3 protein-coding genes are annotated in these 4801 nt (G+C 63.0%); 1 reads left to right on the plus strand and 2 read right to left on the minus strand.

Features of this window, described 5'->3' with window-relative positions; genetic code table 11:
- A partial coding sequence (locus O7A70_RS33415) for a conjugal transfer protein TraD (RefSeq protein ID WP_337144142.1) occupies positions 1–304 on the minus strand: 304 nt, incomplete at its 3' end.
- Between the two features lie 200 nt (positions 305–504).
- On the opposite strand from O7A70_RS33415, the gene O7A70_RS33420 reads away from it, so the two are divergent.
- Entirely contained in the window at positions 505–4047 is a 3543-nt protein-coding gene (locus tag O7A70_RS33420; RefSeq protein ID WP_337144143.1) for an AAA family ATPase, read from the plus strand.
- Positions 4048–4424: 377 nt separating this feature from the next.
- Here O7A70_RS33420 and O7A70_RS33425 read toward each other — a convergent pair.
- On the minus strand, positions 4425–4801 hold a 377-nt coding region (locus O7A70_RS33425), incomplete at its 5' end, for an MFS transporter (protein WP_337144144.1).

The following is a 4801-nucleotide window of genomic DNA, read 5'->3' on the forward strand; positions in this document are numbered from 1 at the left end:
TCAGCGGTTCCCTGATCGCGGCCGCCGTCTTTGCCTCGCGATCGAGCACCTTTTTACCCGCCGATGACCAGACGGCGATCTGCTTTTCGTCGCGGGCTTCCTGCGACAAGGAGAGGAGGGCGCCATAAAGCGCTTGCGGCTCGAGATCGAGCAGTCCGGCCTTATCGATGAGCGTGCCGGCCTCGATCAGGCGCCTGACGTGCTGCTTGCGCTCATCGGCCTTGATTTTGGCTTCCTGCTCAGCCAGCCGGGCCTTTTGTTGTTCGAGGCGTGACATGCGCTCAGCGAGCGACGTTTTGGCCATGGTTTTTGCAACTCCCTTGTTCATACGCATGAGCCCCGCGCGATCAGAATGCCAAGCTTGCGCTTCGGGTTCAAGTTTATGATCTCGCCCTAAAATGCCACGGTCACTACCCCGACAGAAGAATACTACTGCCGATCTGGCGCGTCTATGCGACCTGTGCTGCCGGGACTTTGCAGACGCAATATGCATTCTGCGAATGCTTGCTTGCGCTGGCGTTGCGACGATGGCATCCTACGGGCATGGCCATAGCCTTCGCCCGTGCCCGCTACATCTCCCGTTCCGACGGCGGCAGCGCCGTGCGCTCGGCCGCCTATAATGGCCGCGAGGCAATCAAGGCGCAGCGCACCGGCGAGGTGTTTTATTTCAAGCACCGGGATGCGCCCGAGCATCACGAGGTGCTGCTGCCAGACGGGGCGCCGGCCGAGCTGTCATCGAGCGATGCGCTATGGAACGCGGCCGAGGCCATGGAAAAGCGCAAGGACGCACAGCTCGCCCGCGAGATCGTGCTGGCGCTGCCGGCCAATGAAGAGCTCGGCCATGACGATCGGGTCGAGCTGGCGCGGTCGTTCGCGATCGAGCATTTCGTGTCGAAGGGGTTGGCCGTGCAGGTTGATGTTCACGCACCGCACGGTGCGGAGAGCGAGGGCGAGCGGGCGAATTATCATGCGCATCTTTTGATCACGACGCGGCGCCTGGGGGAGGACGGGTTTGCGGCGAAGAAGGCGCGCGATCTCGATCCGGTGATCAAGCGCAGCGCGGGCAGGGCGACCGTCGCCGAGGGCGAGGCCTGGGGCGTGTTATGGCGCGATCACCAGAACCGGCATTTTGCGAGCCAGGGTTTTTCGATTCGGGTGGACGCGACAAGTGCGGTGCCGCAGGAACATATCGGCCCGGTGCGCATGCGGGCGGTGGATGCCGAGGCGAATGTCCGGGCCGAGCAGATCAGGCACGCCAATGAAGAGGCCGCGCGCGATCCGGAAAAGGTGCTTGGCGTACTGACGCGCAACCAGGCGAGTTTTTCCGAGTACGATCTTGACCGGCATTTGAAGAAACACATTCGCGACGAGCATGAGCGCTCGGGCGTGAAGTCAGCGGTGCTCGGGCGTGAGGATGTGCTGGCGCTGCATGATCGCGAGACGGGAGAAGCTTTGGGTCGGTGGACGACGCGCGCGGTGCGCGATCAGGAGGTTGTGGCGCTTGCCGATGGGCGACGTGTCGCCGCGGGCCACCACCGCAATCTTGGCGTCGGCGCGCGCGAAGCGTCAGTCACGGCAGGGCAATTGCGAGAGGACCAGTTGGCCGCGTTCGAGCATGCGACCGGTTCGGGCGGCCTGAAAATCATCGAGGGGCGGGCTGGGACGGGCAAGAGTTTTGCACTGAATTCCATTCGCGAAGCGCATGAGCGTTCGGGTTATCGCGTTGTCGGGTTGGCGCCGACCAATGCCGTCGCGCAGGCCATGAAGGACGACGGCTTTGACCGTGCCGGTTTTGACCGCCCCGGTTTTGACGCCGCCGATTTTGGTCGTGCAGGCTTTGCACGCAGCTCGACGGTGCATGCCGAGTTGTTCCGGCTCAAGAACGGCCGCGTGCAGTGGGATCGCCGCACTCTGGTTGTCGTCGACGAGGCGGCGATGATGGACGCCAAGGTCACCGGCGAGGTGTTGCGCGAGGCGCGGCTCTCAGGCGCGAAGGTTATCCTTGCGGGTGACGATCGTCAGTTGGGTTCGATCGAGCGCGGCGGGTTGTTTACCGAGTTGAAGAAGGAACACGGCTCAGTCGAAATCACCCAGGTCACGCGGCAGAAAGTCGACTGGCAGCGCGAGGCCGCGCACGACCTGTCGGACGGGCGGTTCGAGGAAGCGCTGCGCGCCTTTGCCCGGAACAAGGCGGTGATCTGGACGTCGAAGCAGGACGAGCTGCGCGAAAAGCTTGTCGAGCGATGGGCGAAGGATTCCCTGGGCGATCCTACATCGTCGCGGTTTGTGTTCGCCTACACCAACAGGGATGTCGATGCGCTAAACAAGGATCTGCGCGCGGTCCGGCGCGAGCGTGGCGAGCTTGGCGAGGATTTTGTCTTCACCACCAAGCATGGCGAGGCGGCATTTGCCGTGGGAGACCGTGTGCAGTTCACCGACACGCTGAAGGGCGCTGGTATCTACAACGGCAATGCCGGTGTCATTACGAAGATTGATCGTGACTTCGGCCGCATCAGCGTCGCGCTCGATGCGGCAGCGGGGCGAGAGGGCCGAAAGGTCGAGTGGAATGCCTCGGAGTTTTCTGGGTTCCGTCACGGCTACGCCGGTACGATCTACAAGGGCCAAGGCAAGACACTCGACCACACTTATCTCATGCACACCCATCACTGGCGGGCGGCGTCCAGCTATGTGGCGCTCACCCGGCAGCGTGAGAGCGCAACGATCTTCGTGGCGACGCAAACAGCGCGCGATCTGAGGCAGCTGGCGCGGCAGATCGGCCGCAACGAGATCAAGGCGGCGTCGCTGGCCTATGCGACCGCCGACGAGCTGACGCCGGAACAGCGGGCGAAGCTGGATCAGGTCCAGGTTCGGACAGGGCAGGTGTCCGCGGGTGAGGGCCTGGAAGGGGAGGGGCCGTCCCGGAAGCCGGCGCAGGACGGCGAAAGTGGCAAGGCAAGGGTTGGCGAAGGGGCGCGTAAAGACAGGAGAGCCGACATGGAGCAGCGTGCAGTTGCAGAAAAGAGTGCCGCCGGCATCCAGCCGTCGGCCGAGGAAGGCCCGATCGGGGATCGCGCGGACCGCCCAACGGAAGAAGCGGTAACGCCATCGCGGGTGGGATCGGACCGAAATCAAGCCAACGCGCAGAGTGACGAGGCTGTTCGCGCACAGAAGCGCGCCGGCATCGACAGGGGTGGGACCTCAACAAACGAACCGGGCGAACGGACCGCAGAGTCGAAAAAAGTTCTTATCCCGGCTTTCGACGGAATGGGCGTTGACGGGATCCGCAAGGACAGTTCTGGACGCGCGCTCGATGAAAAGAGCATTGCCGCCGCCGTTGATCGCGACGCCGACGTTCAGCGCGAACGCAACGACAGGTCGATCTACGTCGAGAGCGCCTATCGCGATCCGAAGGAGGCAACACGGCGTCTCGAGGAGGTCATCGCGCGCGATGGGCCGACGAGCGCGGCGCAGCGGATTGGCTCTGATGCAGGTCTGCTCGGCGAGTTGCGAGGTCGTGAAGGATTCTTCGCCGGTGCCAAGGCGCGGCAGGAGCGGGAGGGCGCGGAAAGGGCCGCGGCGGCGATCGGGCCGAACATAGTACGCGTTTCCGAGTTCGAGAGCCGAGCCGCGCAAAGCTATCGCGCCGATGTCGAAAAGCAGATGAAGGCCGATATGGTCGAGGTGGCGGATATCTCGGACAAGGCGAAGGCAGCGCTCGAAGTTGTCATGGCGGCAAAAGACGACAAGGCTCGCGCCGAAGCGTGGAAAAGGATCGAGGGTGATAACGCCGTCAAGCGCGAGGTGGGGGCGTTCCGGAAATCGGTTGAGAGCCGCTTCGGCGAAGAGGGTGCGCGCACCATGCTGCGTGCCTCAGCCAGCGGCCAGGCATTTGAGCACGCCTCCGTGCCGAAAGCAGGCCAGGCAAATCTCGGCGACGTTGTGAAGGTTTATGCCGCCGCGCGTGAAGGGGGTCGAGCAGTTGAACGAGTGGCGCAGACAGAGCGTTTGGCCGAGCGCCAGACCCAAGGAGCGAAGATGAAGCCTTGAGGATGGTAATTGCTGGCGTCGCCAGCATCGGCTGACCTGAACTGCGACTGGCCGCTCAAATCTGCTCAAGCCGGTTCTTCCTACAAATGGAGCCGTGCGGTAACGGCTGCTCGGCCGTACTTCAATCCCCACCCTGAAGGTAGAGCCGCACCCACAGATCAACTCGACCACTGGCGGCCAGGCAATCGCCAGCCTCATAGTGCGTTCCCGTCGAGGCAAGGTTGGAAGCTGAATTTCAAGCAATCAGCCTCTGGGAAATAGTAGCGCGCCACTCGACGCAGAAGGATACGAGACCAAATCTGCGCGAGATCGCTGATCGCGAGAGCCTTGGCTCATTGCCGCGCGTACTTCGCTGCTCGTTGCCGCTTTGCATGAGATCAACGCCGCAAAAAGAATCCTGTCGATTCTTGACGCCTGCGATTTGCTCCGGTCGGACGCTCGATCGAAAGCCTGGTGCGCGGTGGAACCTCTTCCAGATGCAATTCGAGGAGCCGCTGATCCAGTTCCTTGTCCGCCGCTGTGAGGCGGTGGTTGAGGCGAAGGTAGTCCATCCAGGTAGGGGTGCGGAAGGTCTCTGTCCAGAGCAACGGCTCCTGCAGATCGCGCTGGAGGTTCCAGTGCCGGGCTCCCACGCCGCTTTGCACCCGGCGGCGTTCCCGCATCAGGTCCAGGAAGGCTTCGACATTCGCCTCCGGTATCGAGTACTCGATCTTAACGAGGATCGGGCCGCTTCTTGACTTCAGGTCTAGGGCGA

The organism is Mesorhizobium sp. Cs1299R1N1 (assembly GCF_037179655.1).
Lineage (GTDB): Bacteria > Pseudomonadota > Alphaproteobacteria > Rhizobiales > Rhizobiaceae > Mesorhizobium > Mesorhizobium salmacidum.